Raw genomic sequence first — 15,532 nt, 5'->3', positions numbered from 1 at the left:
TGTAGCATCCGTAAAACTGCTAATTAGCAATCTTCATTTATGCAAACCAAAAAATCCGCAGATTACGGATCTAGTAAAACTATCTTAGAAAAGAATTAGCTTTTTTCAGGTGCATCAAAAAGCTTAGCAACGGTTTGGACATCTTTATCGCCTCGCCCAGAACAATTAATCACAATCCTAGGAGAGCCTTGCAGTTGAGGACACAATATATCTAGATAGGCGATCGCATGGGCAGTTTCCAAGGCTGGAATAATTCCTTCCAGTTGAGATAACCGTTGAAATGCATTCAAAGCTTCTTGATCCGTCACACTATAATATTCAGCGCGACCTAATTCTTTCAGATAACTATGTTCCGGTCCAACTCCTGGATAATCTAACCCAGCACTGATGGAGTGGGGTTCAACCACTTGCCCATCCTCATCCTGAAGCAAGTAGCTCATGGCACCATGCAATACGCCTACTCGCCCATGGGTCAGGGTCGCAGCATGTTTTCCAGTGTCCACCCCTTCACCCGCCGCCTCAATTCCTATCAGACGCACAGATGGCTCATTCACAAACTCGTGGAACAGCCCCATAGCATTAGAGCCGCCGCCCACACAGGCTAATAAAATATCGGGTAAACCCTGCCATTTTTCCTGGCTTTGAACGCGAGTTTCTTCGCCAATAACAGTATGAAAATCGCGCACAATCATGGGGTAGGGATGAGGACCCGCCACCGAGCCGAGGATATAGTGCGTAGTTTCCACGTTGGTCACCCAGTCCCGAATTGCTTCCGAGGTTGCATCTTTGAGGGTGCCAGTTCCGGCTTCCACCGGAGACACTTCTGCACCCATGAGCTTCATCCGAAAGACATTGAGTGCCTGCCGCTCCATATCATGAACGCCCATATAAATGACGCATTTCAACCCAAAACGAGCGCAAACAGTTGCAGTGGCGACCCCATGCTGTCCGGCTCCCGTTTCAGCAATCACGCGCCGTTTACCCATGCGCTTTGCGAGTAAGACCTGTGCTAAGGCGTTGTTAATTTTGTGAGCGCCCGTATGATTCAGGTCTTCTCGCTTGAGATAAATTTGTGCGCCTGTGCCGTCGAGTCGAGCGTAATGAGTGGTTAACCGTTCAGCAAAATAGAGCGGACTTGGACGACCCACATAATCTTTGAGCAAGCCTTGAAGCTCTGTTTGAAAAGTGGGATCATCCCGGTATTGATAAAAGGCAGCTTCTAACTCAGCCAATGCTGGCATTAGGGTTTCAGGCACGTATTTACCGCCAAACTTGCCAAACCTTCCCAGAACATCAGGACGTTGAGAAGTGGGCTGGGAACTGGGACGAAAAGGAGTGGTAGTCACGGGTTTTAGCAATGCAACAGGCTTTAATTATAAGCGCGATCGCGGGAAGATTGTCGATCACCACAATGGAAAACCCGAGATCGCGAGTAGGGCACTAAATCTTATGGATTAAAACCTTATGGATTAAAACGTGATCTATATGGGAACTATTGGATGAGGGTTTAACCCACTATTCACTTGAGTTACCAAGGATGGTTATGATGCGGTTTTTTTCTAAATTGACCCAAGCTTCAGGATTAGCTGTGGTGGCGATCGCAGCCATCCAAATGTTGTCGGCAACAGCAGCTTCCGCTGAGGATATGTATGGAGCGATCTCAACGGATGAAGATGGGCAGTGGGGATATACTTACAACTACCCAACCCGCGCTCAGGCTGAAGCAAGCTCCCTAAAAGAATGTGGCGAAACGGGTTGCGTTGTGCGGGTCTGGTTTAAAAATGCCTGTGGTGCGGTTGCTGAGAACGATAAGGTGATTGGCTGGGGATGGAGCGCCAATGAAGCAGAAGCAAAAGCTCAAGCGATTTCATCCTGTGGAGGGGGCGACTGCAAGATTACCACTTGGGCTTGTACAGATCGATAGATAAGAGTCAGTGATACTTTACAATTCTAAATCCCTAGCGAAGTATCACTGACCCAATGAGGCACAACCGCCGGACGGATAATCAGGACATAGATCACAGCCACACACGTTTACAAACTTAGGCTATGAAAGTGTAGGGTGGAAGTAGATGTAAGACGGACGCAAGCTAGCAATGACCGATAGCGAAAGTATTAAGCTGGATCAATTTCTCAAGATTAAAGGGATTGTTGATACGGGCGGGCAGGCAAAGCTGTTAATTCAAGATGGCGAAGTGAAAGTGAATGGCAAAGTGGAAACGCGCCGAGGACGAAAGCTAATCCAAGGCGATCGCGTTTCTACCTTTGGAGAAATCTTTCAGGTTGACCTCACCAATCTACTGGATGGATGGGACTAAGCTAGGGTGCTGGGGCGCTATCAAATCTAATCAAATCCTAGCGTTTCTCATAGGAATTGTTTTGCAAATCGCCAAGATGACCCATTGGCAATGAGATTTTTTATACTTATGAATAGCTGTTCAGAGGTGATAGTATTTCTGCTAACTCAATCCGATAATTTTCAATCACTGGATTGGCGAGTAGCTGATCACAAATGCGATCGAGTTGCTCCCTTGCCGCTGTTTTGTCCTCAGCCATTAAGATCACTTCAATATACTTGCCGATTCTGACTTGTTCCACTTGGTCATATCCCATATGTTTTAGTCCCGATTGCACCGCCGTTCCCGCAGGATCTAGAACAGACGGGCGCAGGGTAACATAGATTTGAGCCTGATATTTTTGGGTCACAACCCGATTCCAAACGATAGTCCAGTTCTGATGCTACCGCTTTTATGAACTTCCGTCGCACTCGCAGCCAAGAGCGTATTATCGAACTCCTTAAAATTCTAGAAGGATCAATTTCTGCTCAAGATCTTTATATTGAACTGCGAAAGCGCGATCTATCAATGGGGCTGGCAACGGTTTATCGATCGCTAGAAAGCTTGAAACTGGAAGGTTTGGTACAAGCTAGAACAATTCCCAATGGCGAATCGCTTTATAGCTTGGTTCAAGAAGATCGCCATCATTTAACCTGCCTTCAATGTGGCAAGTCAATTCCGATTAGTGAATGCCCAATTCATGATTTGGAAGACCAGCTTTATCAGTCCTATCAATTCAAAATTTATTACCACACGTTGGAATTTTTTGGGCTGTGTAACGCTTGCCAGCAAACTGATAGTTCTAAATGACTACCACTTGCAGGTAATCTACTTGAGACAGCATAGTGTGAGTCTCAATGCGCTTCTAGCTCCGAGGATCGTCGATCAAGCTCTTGATTTTGTTCTCGGTATTGGGCTGCCAAAGATTCCATTTGCTTTTTTTCTCGCTTCAAGGTTTCTTCAAGCTGTTCAAGTTGCTCACGACGGGCTTCTAGCTCTAAGGCACGCCGATCCAGATCTTGGCTTTGCAAAGTAAGATTTTGCCGCCATTGTTCTGCTCGGTCAAACTCTTGCTGCAAAAATTGCGGAGTCACTCCTGTGACTAACAAAGCGCTAATAATATCCAACAGCCAATCTCTGACATCACTAATTTCTAGCACTTCACGGGCATCGGAAAGCGTTAGTAAAACCAATGATCCCTGAGCATACTGAGTTGCATCGACACACTCTACCGTGTCTTGCTCATTAACGATCGCCCAAGCATACCCAGAGCGCTGACGAGCAAGTATTCTCAGTTCTGCACTATCGGCAGATTGTTTAGTCTCTACTTGAGCCAGACACAACATGCTTTCGCCTTTCTGCTTTTCGGAGTATAAAAACAAACATAGAGCTAGTGAGTTGATGCTACAAGCGAGAGTAGACAACTTTACAGTCTAAACATGTGCATACCCAAGTGGTCTTAATAATTTCTGGCTTTGTCACGAAGAGAGTATACTCCTTCTCCTTAAGGGATGTAATTATTATCCCTAATTTTGTTTGTTGAAGCTGGTTTTTGAAATAGTTGGCATGGCTAAAGATTAAATTTCTTGCAGCCGATTTTGCAAAATTTCTGCTTGCTTTTGAGCTTCTGCAAGGGTTGCTTGGGCGGTTTGAACCACATCTGCTGGAGCTTTGTGAATAAAGCTAGGGTTATTCAGGCGGCTCGAAAGGGCTTGAATTTCAGCTTCAACTTTTTTTAAGTCTCTGACTAGTTTGACACGCAAGGCATCCATATCCACTACGCCAGAAAGAGGAATAAGGATCTGCACCGTTCCGGTAACTCCAACAACCATTTTTTCGGTAGCAATAGCGGGATCGCTTTGAGTTGGATGCTGAATGGTCAGTGTTTCCACTTTTGCCAAATCCTGAATTGAGGATTGCCCAGCGGTCAGAATTTGCCGTTCGCGATCGCTCTCACTTTGCAAAATCGCCCGGATTTTCACTCCAGGTTTGATATCCGCTTCTGCTCTGAGGTTCCGAATGGTGCGAATCGTGTCTGTAATCAACGTAAACTGCTGCTCTAGTTCAGGGTCAATCAAATTAAGATTGGCTTCTGGATAAGGTTGCAGGGCAAGCGTATGAAGTGGGCTGGATGCGGCTTCTCCTGCGCCCGTCAGCGTTTGCCAGAGTTCTTCGGTAATGTGGGGCATGAATGGATGCAGCAGCTTCAAAATGCCATCCAATACAAACGCCAATACCTGCTGAGCGGTTTGTTTAGACTCAACATCCTCTCCCAGCAAGCGCGATTTCACCAGTTCAATATAGAGATCGCAAAAGTCACCCCAGAAAAACTCATACAAGCCCTTAGCGGCTTCTCCCAACGCAAAACTGTCGATCGCGCTGCGAGTCTGTTGAGTCACTTGGTGAAAGCGCGACAAGATCCAGCGATCGGCAAGGGGAAGAGAATTTTGAGTTTTAAGTTTTGAGTTTTGAGTTGCTTTTTCTAACTCAGACATCAACCTTGACAACTCATAACTTTCTCCTAAATTGATCATGACAAAGCGGGAGGCGTTCCACAGCTTATTGGTAAAGTTGCGGGAAGCTTCCACCGATTCGGATTCATCAGTTTTGCGATTGTATAGCAGGCGAATATCTTGTCCTGCTCCTGCCACTTCTTTAATCAAGGTATAACGCAGGGCATCAGTGCCATATTTGTTGATCAGCAGCAGCGGATCGATGCCATTGTTGGCAGATTTGGACATTTTCTTGTTGTTTTCATCCCGCACCAAACCGTGGATGTAAACCGTTTTGAAGGGCATTTGTCCGGTAAAGTGCTTCGCCATCATGGTCATGCGGGCGACCCAGAAAAAGATGATGTCGAAGCCTGTAACAAGAGTGGTGGTGGGATAGTAGCGATCGAAATCTGCCGTTTCGTCAGACCAACCCAAAGTGGAAAATGGCCACAAGCCTGATGAAAACCAGGTATCCAGCACGTCAGGATCTTGTTGAAGCTGGACATCTGCACCAAACTGGGCGATCGCTTTTTCCCTCGCTTCGGCTTCATGGCGCGCCACAACAAACGGCGTATTGTCCAAAATTTCGCCGCCTGTCTCGCTCACGGCATACCACGCAGGAATTTGGTGCCCCCACCACAACTGCCGCGAAATACACCAATCGCGCAAACTCACGAGCCAATCGCGATAGACCTTCGTCCAGCGATCGGGCACAAACACGGGCGAGTCTTGCTCATCTAAACAACCCAACGCCTGTTGAGAAAGCGACTCGATTTTGACAAACCATTGCGTTGAGAGCAGCGGTTCTACGGGAACTTTGCCGCGATCGCTGTAAGGAACGGTATGCTTATAGTCTTCAATTTTGACCAGCGCGCCCAATTCTTCCAGCTTGGCAACCACTCTTTTTCGGGCGACAAACCGATCTTGCCCCTGAAACTCACCGCCGTTTTCGTTTACGGTGCCGTCTTTGTTCAAGATATTAATGAACGGCAAGTTGTGGCGTTTACCCATCTCAAAGTCGTTAAGGTCGTGAGCCGGAGTGATCTTGACGCAGCCTGTACCAAACGTTGCATCCACATACTCGTCAGCAATGATCGGAATTTCGCGATTCATGATCGGCAGTATCAAGGTTTTGCCAATCATGGAACGGTAGCGATCGTCCGTGGGATTGACTGCCACTGCCGTATCGCCCAGCATGGTTTCGGGTCGAGTCGTCGCCACTTCCACATACCCAGATCCATCGGTCAGCGGATAGCGGAAATGCCAGAGGTGCCCGTTGACTTCCTGGTTTTCCACTTCCACATCAGACACCGCCGACTGAGTAGCCGGACACCAGTTGACTAAATACTGCCCTCGATAAATCAGCCCTTGCTCATACAGGGTGTTAAAGGCTTCTAGCACCGCAGCCGACAAGCCTTCATCCAACGTGAACCGTTCCCGCGACCAATCTACCGACAAGCCTAAGCGTCGCAGTTGCCCGACGATCGTTCCGCCAGATTCTTCTTTCCACTCCCAGGCTCGTTTTAGATATGCCTCACGTCCCACATCCTGACGAGTTTTGCCCTGAGCTTTGAGTTCGCGATCGAGGATAGTACTAACGGCAATACTGGCGTGATCAGTTCCCGGCAACCACAGCGTATTGCGTCCCAGCATTCGGTGATACCGCACCAACACATCAATTAGGGAGTGTTCAAAGGCGTGACCCATGTGCAAGCTACCGGTGACGTTTGGCGGCGGAATCACGACACAGTAGGGTTCACCGGGATGGTTAGGATCAGCTTTGAAAACTTGATTGTCTTCCCAATAGCGCTGCCACTTGGCTTCAGTGGTGGAGGGATCGTATTGAGTAGATAGGTTAGTTGCGGTCATGGAGAGAATGGCAATAGGGAATCTAAATTGTGCCATGGCGATCGCCCAGCGTGCATCAAAACTCCCGCATTCGCCTGTTTTTACTTCAAAAACTTACTGTACAATCAAGCAAATGAGGTGCTTATGAGTGAACGACTTGAAGTAATTGATGCCCGACTAGAGCGACTAACGGCAGTTTCCGAACGCACTGCCCAAAATGTGGCGGATATATCAGTAGTGTCTAAAGAAACATCCGTCATCGTTAAAGAAATTTCTGAGGAGATAAAAATTTTGACCCATCAGATTGGGGTACTGACAACGGGGTTAGTCGATATTCGGCTCACGGCTGAGCGGCAAGAGCAAAATATTACGCGATTAGTGGGGATTGTAGAAAAGCTGATTCAAGATAAAGGCTGAAGGTTTCGCCGCCTCCAAACTGCCAAAAACTACTTATATCAGGCAAACATTCAAACCCGCGATCGCCGCATTTCTTAGATTCCTGCATTTAGAATCTGGGCAGCCGTGAGTGTAAGGTTAACCAATACCGACGACAAGATTACCGCATCATCCTGATAAACCTGTTCCTCGTATAGCCCATCCACCCATTGCAAAATCGTCACTTTCTGGGCGATCGCATCCACAATCCAATACTCTGGAATCTGCCGTCCTGCATATTCGGTGCGTTTATAGCGATAATCGCGGTTTTCCTGCTTGGGGCTAACCACTTCCACAACCAGCAAGGGCGGGGGCATATCCTGAGTAATCAGGCAGTGAGTTGCCCCTTCTAGTGCAGCCGCAGTTTCTTCTGACAACACCATTAAATCGGGTTCCCGTGCCGTTGCCCGTGCCCCACTGACTGCAATCTGTGCTCCCATTCTCAAGCAGTAATAGGAAATCCCGCTTTGCAGAAAGGTGGCAAACAAAAAAGAGGCAATCCGATTGTTTAAATCGCTCTCAGTCGGCATGACGATTAATTCCCCATTGACCAGTTCATAACGGGTGTCGGTGCCGTCGTCATAGGTCAGGTATTCCTCTATCGTCATGGGTTTCGTGGCAACAGACATGGCGTTTACCTAGATGGGCTGAACGTGAAATTGCTTATTCTGTATATCTCTATAATACTGGTTGAGCCGCTTAGGTAATGGCGATCGCTTCTACTGAGATGCTGTGGAGATTTGCATCAGACTGTTCCTCTCGAAGTTGACCAATCTTGAATGGAAAGACCCGGAATTCTCTCAAAGTCCTTCAGATTTCGAGTCAAAAGAATCCCATTTTGAGATAGGACGATGGATGCAATCCGTAAATCCTGTGTACCAATGCGAATTCGTTGTGCTTTTAAGCTTTGGTAGATTTCCTGTGCCTGAATCTCATACTGGAGTATTTCAAACGCTGATAAGAATGCGATCGTTTCTGTGAGCCAGCGGTAGGTAACTCCCCGTTTCGTGTCGTTTCCGGCTTCAGTAATTTGAGCTAAGCGACCCCGAAGTTGTTCTTCAGCATTGATCGCGGTTGTGATCAGTTGCACTTTGGTGTCCTCCATTCTGGACACAACTGCTGGGTGATTGCGTCCATAGAGGCTGAGGTGATCGGTATCAAAAATATAGGGTGTCATTCGGCATCTTCTGAGGCGTTCGCCTCTTGGCGAATCACAGTCAGTTTTTCCATCCAATCCTCAAAGGTTGGATCATCAGCAAAAATTCCGGCACAGGACATCGGAGAGGCGGTATGGGTTGAATCTGCTGCCGCATCGACTTCAATGGTTACAAACTTACCCGTTGCCAGTTGGAACTCTAGAGCCGTTTTGATCTTTGCGATCGCGTCTGCTTCAGTGGTGCCTTCAACTGATAAATTTGGGATGCCTACAACGGAGGCAACAAACCGTTGCTGTGCGTGACTTTGAAGAAAAACCTGATACTGCATAATGAACATCGCCTATTGATCAAATTAATGCGTAGCTTTTTCCAGTTTAGAAGAACCTAGAAAGGCTGAGAAAAGACTTGCATAATTTATGAGTGAACTGTAAATCCCCATGCCGCCCATCCAGACCCTCCGCCTTGCGCCTGTTACGCTCCTGCTGACTGCTGGGGTTCCCCTACTTCCTCCTCCCGATTTCCTCCTTCCCGCTGTTGCCCAAACGGTGTTTGAAAACCAGGAACGCAAAGCTGAGGGCGATCGCTCTTTCAACCACAGCAACAAAAGGTATTCTGGAAGAAGCAAGTTCGAGATGAAGGAAGAGAGCAGATGCAACTGAATGTGCAGTTAACAGAGGATGAGGCAGCGCAATTGTCTTATATTCAGGGGCAAACTCAGCAACCGCCGGATCAGATTGTGAAACGAGCGATCGACCTGTACTATCAGCAGTTTCATGGACAAACCTCCGATTCACTGACCCGCCTGAAGCACAGTGTGTTCGTCGGTTCTTTTGAAGCAGAGGAAAACCTGGCGGCAAACTCCAAGGCAATCTTGCACTCTATTTTTCAACAAAAGCATGATCATTGCTGATACAGGCTTTTTTGTCGCTTTAGGCAATCGAACCGATCAGGATCACCTGCTGGCGTTGCAGCTTTTAGATCAACTAAACGAACCACTGGTCACAACTTATCCGGTTATCACAGAAGCTTGCTACTTGTTGCTGAACCGAGTGAACCCTGTGGCGCAGTGTAACTTTTTGGAGACGATCGCAGAAAATATGGTTGGCGTTTTTGAATTGAACTCTCAGCAGGTTCGGCGCATGGTCGAACTGATGAGGCGCTATGCAGATTTGCCAATGGATATGGCGGATGCATCCTTAGTCGTGCTGGCAGAATCTCTGGGTCATGGGAGAATTCTGACGGTTGATCGACGCGATTTCAGCATTTACCGTTGGAATCATCAGGAACCTTTTGAGAACCTGTTTGAGCGTTAGCAGCATTGCTCCAATAGTATCTAGCCAGATCTCCGACTTCTTGACCTCGCCCTAAGTTGACTGTGCTGTGCCATAGAAGTCGGAGATCTTTGTAAAATGCTGCATAATTTGCGGGTGAGAGGATGATAGATTTGCAGTCAATGCTTTCAAACATCCCCATGCAACCGATCCAGACCCTCCGCCTCGCGGCTGTGACGCTCCTGCTGACTGCTGGGGTTCCCCTACTTCCTACTCCTGATTTTCTACTCCCCGTTGTTGCCCAAACGGTAAGCAATTCTCCCATGGAGAGGCTTCGCCAACGCAAATGCCCAAAGTTTTCTGTGCTGTGCAGTAAAAGTCAATTGATAGGACAGGGGGCAATTGCAGGTCGATCAAAGTGATTGTGAAAGCGTTATCAACGCATTGCCAGGAGTCTGGGTATGCACAACAGCGGTGAGCCGCGTTAGTTGCTCGTTATCTAATGTAATGAGTGTGCAATTTGTTTGAGCCGCGACAGCCGCGTAGACAGCATCTGCACCGCGCAATCCATAGTCAGCAGCAAGCCTAAGTGTTTGCTGAGCTAGCGCATGGTCGAGGGACACTAAAGTGACGGTAGGTAAGTTGCTAAGAGCGATCGCAAAGGTCTGGGCTTGAGTAGGATTGCCGCGAGTCCGTCCAATTGCACCAGCGACTTCTGCCAAAACCAATGTTGGTAAAACGATTGGCAATGCTTGAGTCGCCATCAGTGTGAGCAATTCACGGCTTATATTGTGTCCTGGTTCGCGTTGATCAAAGCTATTGACCCAAACGCTAGCGTCAATGGTGTACATTCCCCTATCGCCGCATTGCTGATAGAGCGATCGTGAGTGTTACTGAGTCAGGAGTGTCACTGGCAGAAATCTCATCTCCAATTTGAAAAAAATCTGCCCAGGCATTTCCATCCATAGACCGATTAATCGACTCAGAAGAGTGAACAACTTTTGGAGCCAAATATTCCAGTAAGCAGTGTTGTTCAGATGGAGTCAGTTGACCCACTAGCTGTTGAATTTGTTCGAGTAAGGTCATGGATGGAGTTTCTGCTTGTGATTGACCCTATTGTAAGCCTGCCCAACCGCATCTAGATCTCCGACTTCTTGCCCTCGCCTGAAGTTGCCTGTGCTGCGCCGTAGAAGTCGGAGACCTTCGTGAAATGCTGCATAATTTGCGGGTGAGGGGGTGATAGATTTGCAGTCAATGCTTTCACTGCAAGCAAAAAAACCTATGCAACCCGCCCAGACTCTTCGCCTTGCGGCTGTGACGCTCCTGCTGACCGCTGGATTGCCCCTACTCCCCGCTCCCGATTTTCTACTTTCCGCTGTTGCCCAAACCGCTCCAAACCGAAAAGCAGAGGGTGTTGGCGAAGCCTTGCAGGAAGCAGATCGGCTGCTGAAACAAGGCAATCAGCAACTTGAAACCAGCCAATATCAAGCAGCATTGCAGTCTTGGCAACAGGCATTAGCAATCTATCAAGCCATTAAAGACCACAACGGGGAAGCTGGGGCACTGATGAATTTAGGGCTTGCCTACGATTCTCTGTCGCAGCCCAACCAGGCAATTGAGTCCTATCAACAGGCATTACCGATTTTTCGAGCCGTACAGGATCGCAATGGGGAAGCTAAGACGCTGGGTAATCTAGGACTTGCCTACGGTTATTTGTCGCAGCCCAACAAAGCGATTGAGTTCTATCAACAAGCCTTACCGATTTTTCGGGCAGTGGGCGATCTCAATGGGGAAGCTAAGACGCTGGGGAATCTAGGTGAAGCCCATCGTTCTTTGTCGCAATACAACCAAGCGATCGAGTACCATCAACAAGCGTTACCGATCTTTCGAGCCGTGCAGGATCGCAATGGAGAAGCTTTGGCGCTGATGAATCTAGGGATTGCCTACGGTTCCCTATCGCAGCACACCAAAGAAATCGAGTACTATCAACAGGCATTGCCGATTTTTCGAGCCGTGAAGGATCGCGCTGGGGAAGGCAAACTCCTGAACAACATGGGTGTTCTTTTAAAAGAACAGAAGCAACCAGAGTTGGCGATCGCGTTTTACAAGCAATCGGTCAACGTGCGAGAAACCATTCGTAAAGACCTACGTAAACTCTCCCCCGATCTGCAAGCGTCTTACACTGAATCAGTGGCATCCTCATACCGCAGCTTAGCCGATTTGTTACTGCAACAAAACCGGGTGATGGAAGCGATGCAGGTGCTGGATTTGCTGAAGGTGCAGGAACTTCAGGATTATTTGAAGGACATCAAAGGCAATCAGTTAACGGCGCAAGGGGTGTCACTGTTGCCGCAGGAACGGGAGATTGTGCAGGCGTTCGATCAGAATCCGGCGATCAATAAAACGATTTCTAATCCAGCAGTCACAGCATTGGTAGGGCAACTGCAACAAACGGCGGCGGCGCAAAATCTGACGTTGCCAGCTTACAAAGATTTGCAAGCCCGGATTCAAAAGCTGGGTAAAAATATTGCCCTGTTTTATCCGCTGGTTCTGGACGATCGCCTAGAACTGGTGCTGTTTATTCCCGATCGCCCACCCATTCGCAAAACGGTCAACGTCAAACGCACAGAGTTTGAACGCGAAATTGGGGAATTTCGGAAATTGCTTCCTGACATCAGCGCCTTGCCCAAAATTCGTCAATCTGCCCAACAGCTTTATACCTGGCTCGTGCAGCCAATTGACGCAGAACTGAAAGCCGCCAAGGTGCAAACGATCGTCTATGCGCCCGATGGACAAATGCGCTATGTGCCCTTAGCCGCGCTGCATGATGGCACCCAGTGGTTGACCGAACGCTACCAGATCAACTACCTGACGGCACTGGCTTTGACTCCGATCGATGCGCCCGATGCGCGATCGCCCACTGCCCTCACCGGAGCATTAACCCAAGAGCGAACGATTACTGTGGCTGGAGCCACCTATTCTTTTAGCCCACTCAGTTACACGCAAGCGGAAGTGAACCAAATCGCTAAAATGATTCCCAATACCAAAGCGCTGATTGACCAACCGTTCAACCGCAAGAATCTATTGGCACAAATGCCGCAAGCTGCGATCGTGCATTTGGCAACTCACGCAAAGTTTGGCGGCACTCCAGAAGAGTCGTTCATTGTGTTGGGGGATGGCGATGTCGTGACGTTACGAGAAATTGAAGCTTGGAAACTGCCGAATGTGTCGCTGTTTGTGCTGAGTGCCTGCGAAACAGGGCTGGGCGGCAAGTTGGGCAATGGACTAGAGATTTTGGGGTTTGGCTATCAGATGCAGCGGACGGGATCACGGGCGGCGATCGCGTCTCTTTGGGCAGTTAGAGATGACAGCACATCCGAATTGATGAGTGAGTTTTACGCGGCATTGCAAAAGGGCAATTCCAAGGCAGAAGCGCTGCGGCAGGCGCAAATTGAGTTGATCAATAGCAGCTATCGGCATCCGCTCTATTGGGCACCGTTTATCCTAATTGGCAACGGGCTGTAAGGGGGCGATCGCCTTATCAACTTCCCCTTGATGTGTCCTTTAGCTCATAAATATTCCAAAGAGAACCTCGACGGTCAAGGCTAGTGTATTGAATGCCTTGAATATGGTTTCGGATCGCTGCCATGCTGACGGTGTTCACTAGAAAGATTTGGGGCAATTGTTCTTGTACAATTTGCTGAAATTGACCATAAATCTCTCTACGTTTTGCCAAATCAAACTCTCTTGCTCCAGCGATAAATAATTTATCAATGTCCTTTTCCCAATCTGAGACGATCCAGCCTTTAATCGGTGGTTGTCCCGGCAATGGTCCTTGATTGAAACTATGTAATCCACCAGTGCTGACCCAAACATTACTGCCATCATTGGGTTCTATGCCACCAGTAAAGCCGAGTAGATAGCAATCCCAGGTCCGTGCGGTAGAAATTTGCTCAACCAAGGTCGAAAAATTTATAGGATTCAGGTCTACTTGAATACCAATTTTGGTAAGGTCTTGTTTAATTTGGGCTGCCATACCGACCCGAATTTTGTTTTCAGCATTGGTAATCAAAGTGAACCGAACCCGATTTCCTTTGTCATCCAATAATTGCCCATCAGGTTTATATCGAAAACCAGCATTTTGTAATAGCTCTTTGGCTTTCTGAGGATTATAGTCGTAAGTTTTCAGTCCCTCTTTAGCACTTAAATAAAATGGACTTTGTACCGAAATGGGAGAGTTCTGAGGTTGTCCAATGCCATAAAAAATGTTGTTAATCATTTGGTTGCGGTTGATGGCATAGGCAACAGCTTGTCGAAATGACTGATTATTGAACCAGCGCGATTTAATCGGATCAACAAGCGGTTCACCCCGACTATTTTTTGCCTGGTTAAGATTGAAGGAGATAAAGTTGGTTCCAGAAGCAGGACCAGCATTATAAATAGTGAAGTCGCCACGTTCCTGTTGCCGCTTGACGAGTGAAAAGTTGTCAGCACCTAGACCGAGTGCATCTAATCCGCCTGATCGAAATTGCAACAGTTGGGTATCCGTGCTTTCTACGAACCGCCAAATAATGCGATCGATATAGGGAAGTTGGCTGCCCTGAGCATCTTTTCGCCAGTAGTAAGGGTTGCGACGAAAGACCATACGCTGATTAACGGCATAATTATCAATCACATAGGGACCATTAACCACAAGTTTTGTCGGGTCGGTGTCAGTGCCCCAAGTAGAAAGAAACTTAGGATTACCACTGGAATCTTTGGTGGTAATAGTGTCTCTCAAGATATGTGCTGGAAATGTAGGGGTTCCCACAAGAGAACTGAGAAATGGTGAAAAGGGTTCAGGAAGCGTAAATTCAATGCGGCGATCGTCTAGCTTTCGCACTTTCGGTAATCCACGTTTTTCGCCAATTCGCAAGCCATCTCGAAAATCGGTCGGAATTTTTTCGTTAAGAAATACTCCGTTATAGGAAAAATCAACATCTTCAGCAGTTAACGGTTTTCCATCCGACCATTTCAAACCTTCTCGAAGAGTGAAAATATAGGTTTTCTTATCTTCAGAAAGCGTCCAAGATTCTGCTAATTCTGGCTCAATTTTTCCAGTTACTCCATTTTGATCAACCAAAAAATCGCCAGTAAAGATAGAAATATCAGGCCATTCTTGGCTAAGAGCCAAGTTGAAGGTTTTTGGATCTCCAAGAGTACTGGTGATGTACTGGGAAACTTGGGCTGCTTCGGTTCTAAAGATTGCTTGACTACAGGCATTGAGGGCGATCGCACAGACCAATCCAAGCGCCATCAAAACCCATCGATTTAAATTTGGGATGCGGATATTCATCATTTATAGGCTTCCAATAAAACCACGGCATAGGCAGCGATGCCTTCCTCTCGCCCAGTTGCATCAAGCGTTTCATTGGTGGTCGCTTTAATGCCAACTTGATCGGGTTTGAGTTTAAGCACACTAGAGAGGCGATCGCGCATTTTTTCAATGTGAGGCTTCAGTTTGGGGCGCTCTGCCACGATCACCGAGTCGATGTTGCCAATTTGCCAGCCGCGATCGTGAATCAGTTGATCCACCTGCTCCAACAACTGTAAGCTATCTGCTCCTTTCCATTGGGGATCAGTGGGCGGAAAGTAATGACCAATATCGCCCAAGCTTAGCGCTCCTAACATGGCATCCATAATGGCATGGGTGAGAACATCGGCATCGCTATGTCCCAGTAATCCTAGGGAATGTTCTAGTTTTACGCCACCTAAAATTAGGGCGCGATCGGGCACTAATCGATGAATGTCGTACCCATTTCCAATCCGAATTGAAGCCATTACACCTAACTTTTAGCAATTAGCAAACAAGTCTGATTATAGGAGACAGGATCACAAATCAGGGATTTAGGAGAACGACAATAGGGGGTCAAGAATATTTCAAGTAGATGCTCAAGCAAAAAGCCCTTTAGCTGACGGGGCTAAAAGGCTGATGAAAATATTCAAATGCCGCG

Annotated in this window: 19 protein-coding genes; 8 read left to right on the top strand and 11 right to left on the bottom strand. The window is 47.6% G+C overall.

What is annotated here, in order from left to right; translation table 11 throughout:
- Positions 1-95: 95 nt before the first annotated feature.
- On the bottom strand, positions 96-1,346 hold the full coding sequence (trpB, locus tag AB3R30_RS00915; RefSeq protein WP_458647252.1) for a tryptophan synthase subunit beta: 1,251 nt from the start codon (positions 1,344-1,346) through the stop codon (positions 96-98).
- Positions 1,347-1,543: 197 nt separating this feature from the next.
- Here trpB and AB3R30_RS00910 point away from each other — a divergent pair, with 197 nt between their 5' ends.
- On the top strand, positions 1,544-1,924 hold the full coding sequence (locus AB3R30_RS00910) for a DUF4189 domain-containing protein (RefSeq protein WP_458647251.1): 381 nt from the start codon (positions 1,544-1,546) through the stop codon (positions 1,922-1,924).
- Between the two features lie 172 nt (positions 1,925-2,096).
- On the top strand, positions 2,097-2,318 hold the full coding sequence (locus tag AB3R30_RS00905) for an RNA-binding S4 domain-containing protein (protein ID WP_458647250.1): 222 nt from the start codon (positions 2,097-2,099) through the stop codon (positions 2,316-2,318).
- A gap of 106 nt (positions 2,319-2,424) precedes the next feature.
- Here AB3R30_RS00905 and purS read toward each other — a convergent pair whose 3' ends face one another.
- Entirely contained in the window at positions 2,425-2,706 is a 282-nt protein-coding gene (gene purS, locus AB3R30_RS00900; RefSeq protein ID WP_458647249.1) for a phosphoribosylformylglycinamidine synthase subunit PurS, read from the bottom strand.
- 44 nt (positions 2,707-2,750) lie between these two features.
- Here purS and AB3R30_RS00895 point away from each other — a divergent pair, with 44 nt between their 5' ends.
- The gene (locus tag AB3R30_RS00895) at positions 2,751-3,146 is read left to right on the top strand and encodes a Fur family transcriptional regulator (protein WP_458647248.1); all 396 of its coding nucleotides are present in this window, start codon (positions 2,751-2,753) and stop codon (positions 3,144-3,146) included.
- Positions 3,147-3,190: 44 nt separating this feature from the next.
- On the opposite strand, the gene AB3R30_RS00890 is transcribed toward AB3R30_RS00895, so the two are convergent.
- Both AB3R30_RS00890 and AB3R30_RS00885 read right to left on the bottom strand, forming a co-directional pair.
- On the bottom strand, positions 3,191-3,682 hold the full coding sequence (locus AB3R30_RS00890; protein WP_458647247.1) for a hypothetical protein: 492 nt from the start codon (positions 3,680-3,682) through the stop codon (positions 3,191-3,193).
- A gap of 231 nt (positions 3,683-3,913) precedes the next feature.
- On the bottom strand, positions 3,914-6,733 hold the full coding sequence (locus AB3R30_RS00885; protein ID WP_458647246.1) for a valine--tRNA ligase: 2,820 nt from the start codon (positions 6,731-6,733) through the stop codon (positions 3,914-3,916).
- Between the two features lie 87 nt (positions 6,734-6,820).
- On the opposite strand from AB3R30_RS00885, the gene AB3R30_RS00880 reads away from it, so the two are divergent.
- Positions 6,821-7,093 (top strand): hypothetical protein, encoded by a 273-nt coding sequence (locus AB3R30_RS00880; RefSeq protein ID WP_458647245.1) that lies wholly within the window; start codon positions 6,821-6,823, stop codon positions 7,091-7,093.
- Positions 7,094-7,167: 74 nt separating this feature from the next.
- Here the strand turns inward: AB3R30_RS00880 and AB3R30_RS00875 are convergent, their stop codons facing one another.
- From AB3R30_RS00875 to AB3R30_RS00865, 3 genes are all read right to left on the bottom strand, one after another.
- Entirely contained in the window at positions 7,168-7,740 is a 573-nt protein-coding gene (locus AB3R30_RS00875) for a Uma2 family endonuclease (RefSeq protein WP_458647244.1), read from the bottom strand.
- Positions 7,741-7,856: 116 nt separating this feature from the next.
- Positions 7,857-8,288 carry a type II toxin-antitoxin system VapC family toxin gene (locus AB3R30_RS00870; RefSeq protein WP_458647243.1) on the bottom strand — a complete coding sequence of 144 codons (432 nt, stop codon included), beginning with the start codon at positions 8,286-8,288 and terminating at the stop codon, positions 7,857-7,859.
- Entirely contained in the window at positions 8,285-8,596 is a 312-nt protein-coding gene (locus tag AB3R30_RS00865) for a type II toxin-antitoxin system HicB family antitoxin (RefSeq protein ID WP_458647242.1), read from the bottom strand. The genes AB3R30_RS00870 and AB3R30_RS00865 overlap by 4 nt, the downstream gene beginning before the upstream one ends.
- Positions 8,597-8,705: 109 nt before the next feature.
- Here AB3R30_RS00865 and AB3R30_RS00860 point away from each other — a divergent pair, with 109 nt between their 5' ends.
- Genes AB3R30_RS00860 through AB3R30_RS00850 form a run of 3 tightly spaced genes read left to right on the top strand, consistent with a single transcriptional unit; the run spans position 8,706 to position 9,581 of the window.
- Positions 8,706-8,927 carry a hypothetical protein gene (locus AB3R30_RS00860; protein ID WP_458647241.1) on the top strand — a complete coding sequence of 74 codons (222 nt, stop codon included), beginning with the start codon at positions 8,706-8,708 and terminating at the stop codon, positions 8,925-8,927.
- On the top strand, positions 8,918-9,178 hold the full coding sequence (locus AB3R30_RS00855) for a hypothetical protein (RefSeq protein WP_458647240.1): 261 nt from the start codon (positions 8,918-8,920) through the stop codon (positions 9,176-9,178). The genes AB3R30_RS00860 and AB3R30_RS00855 overlap by 10 nt, the downstream gene beginning before the upstream one ends.
- Positions 9,165-9,581 carry a type II toxin-antitoxin system VapC family toxin gene (locus AB3R30_RS00850; RefSeq protein ID WP_458647239.1) on the top strand — a complete coding sequence of 139 codons (417 nt, stop codon included), beginning with the start codon at positions 9,165-9,167 and terminating at the stop codon, positions 9,579-9,581. Before AB3R30_RS00855 ends, AB3R30_RS00850 begins: the two co-directional genes overlap by 14 nt.
- Positions 9,582-9,952: 371 nt before the next feature.
- Here AB3R30_RS00850 and AB3R30_RS00845 read toward each other — a convergent pair whose 3' ends face one another.
- Together AB3R30_RS00845 and AB3R30_RS00840 are read right to left on the bottom strand one after the other, a co-directional pair.
- On the bottom strand, positions 9,953-10,390 hold the full coding sequence (locus tag AB3R30_RS00845) for a type II toxin-antitoxin system VapC family toxin (protein WP_458647238.1): 438 nt from the start codon (positions 10,388-10,390) through the stop codon (positions 9,953-9,955).
- A gap of 4 nt (positions 10,391-10,394) precedes the next feature.
- Entirely contained in the window at positions 10,395-10,625 is a 231-nt protein-coding gene (locus AB3R30_RS00840; RefSeq protein WP_458647237.1) for a hypothetical protein, read from the bottom strand.
- Positions 10,626-10,820: 195 nt separating this feature from the next.
- On the opposite strand from AB3R30_RS00840, the gene AB3R30_RS00835 reads away from it, so the two are divergent.
- Positions 10,821-13,064 carry a CHAT domain-containing protein gene (locus tag AB3R30_RS00835; protein WP_458647236.1) on the top strand — a complete coding sequence of 748 codons (2,244 nt, stop codon included), beginning with the start codon at positions 10,821-10,823 and terminating at the stop codon, positions 13,062-13,064.
- A 16-nt stretch (positions 13,065-13,080) separates the two neighbouring features.
- Here the strand turns inward: AB3R30_RS00835 and AB3R30_RS00830 are convergent, their stop codons facing one another.
- Both AB3R30_RS00830 and ispF read right to left on the bottom strand, forming a co-directional pair.
- On the bottom strand, positions 13,081-14,877 hold the full coding sequence (locus tag AB3R30_RS00830) for an ABC transporter substrate-binding protein (RefSeq protein WP_458647235.1): 1,797 nt from the start codon (positions 14,875-14,877) through the stop codon (positions 13,081-13,083).
- Positions 14,874-15,359, bottom strand: coding sequence for a 2-C-methyl-D-erythritol 2,4-cyclodiphosphate synthase (ispF, locus tag AB3R30_RS00825; RefSeq protein ID WP_458647234.1), 486 nt, complete (start codon positions 15,357-15,359; stop codon positions 14,874-14,876). The genes AB3R30_RS00830 and ispF overlap by 4 nt, the downstream gene beginning before the upstream one ends.
- Between the last annotated feature and the right edge of the window lie 173 nt (positions 15,360-15,532).

It is taken from the genome of Sivoneniella epilithica UHCC 1019 (assembly GCF_040830845.1).
In the GTDB taxonomy this organism is placed as follows: Bacteria; Cyanobacteriota; Cyanobacteriia; order Leptolyngbyales; family Leptolyngbyaceae; genus ULC077BIN1.
Note: the sequence above shows the minus strand (reverse complement) of the source record. Positions and strands in the feature narration are given on the sequence as shown.

Coding starts and splice junctions, on each gene's coding strand:
- AB3R30_RS00910 (WP_458647251.1), top strand. CDS start 1,544: ATGATGCGGTTTTTTTCTAAATTGACCCAAGCTTCAGGATTAGCTGTG.
- AB3R30_RS00850 (WP_458647239.1), top strand. CDS start 9,165: ATGATCATTGCTGATACAGGCTTTTTTGTCGCTTTAGGCAATCGAACC.
- AB3R30_RS00905 (WP_458647250.1), top strand. CDS start 2,097: ATGACCGATAGCGAAAGTATTAAGCTGGATCAATTTCTCAAGATTAAA.
- AB3R30_RS00875 (WP_458647244.1), bottom strand. CDS start 7,740: ATGTCTGTTGCCACGAAACCCATGACGATAGAGGAATACCTGACCTAT.
- AB3R30_RS00855 (WP_458647240.1), top strand. CDS start 8,918: ATGCAACTGAATGTGCAGTTAACAGAGGATGAGGCAGCGCAATTGTCT.
- AB3R30_RS00885 (WP_458647246.1), bottom strand. CDS start 6,733: ATGGCACAATTTAGATTCCCTATTGCCATTCTCTCCATGACCGCAACT.
- AB3R30_RS00835 (WP_458647236.1), top strand. CDS start 10,821: ATGCAACCCGCCCAGACTCTTCGCCTTGCGGCTGTGACGCTCCTGCTG.
- AB3R30_RS00895 (WP_458647248.1), top strand. CDS start 2,751: ATGAACTTCCGTCGCACTCGCAGCCAAGAGCGTATTATCGAACTCCTT.
- AB3R30_RS00865 (WP_458647242.1), bottom strand. CDS start 8,596: ATGCAGTATCAGGTTTTTCTTCAAAGTCACGCACAGCAACGGTTTGTT.
- AB3R30_RS00845 (WP_458647238.1), bottom strand. CDS start 10,390: ATGTACACCATTGACGCTAGCGTTTGGGTCAATAGCTTTGATCAACGC.
- AB3R30_RS00840 (WP_458647237.1), bottom strand. CDS start 10,625: ATGACCTTACTCGAACAAATTCAACAGCTAGTGGGTCAACTGACTCCA.
- AB3R30_RS00830 (WP_458647235.1), bottom strand. CDS start 14,877: ATGATGAATATCCGCATCCCAAATTTAAATCGATGGGTTTTGATGGCG.
- AB3R30_RS00890 (WP_458647247.1), bottom strand. CDS start 3,682: ATGTTGTGTCTGGCTCAAGTAGAGACTAAACAATCTGCCGATAGTGCA.
- AB3R30_RS00880 (WP_458647245.1), top strand. CDS start 6,821: ATGAGTGAACGACTTGAAGTAATTGATGCCCGACTAGAGCGACTAACG.
- ispF (WP_458647234.1), bottom strand. CDS start 15,359: ATGGCTTCAATTCGGATTGGAAATGGGTACGACATTCATCGATTAGTG.
- AB3R30_RS00860 (WP_458647241.1), top strand. CDS start 8,706: ATGCCGCCCATCCAGACCCTCCGCCTTGCGCCTGTTACGCTCCTGCTG.
- AB3R30_RS00870 (WP_458647243.1), bottom strand. CDS start 8,288: ATGACACCCTATATTTTTGATACCGATCACCTCAGCCTCTATGGACGC.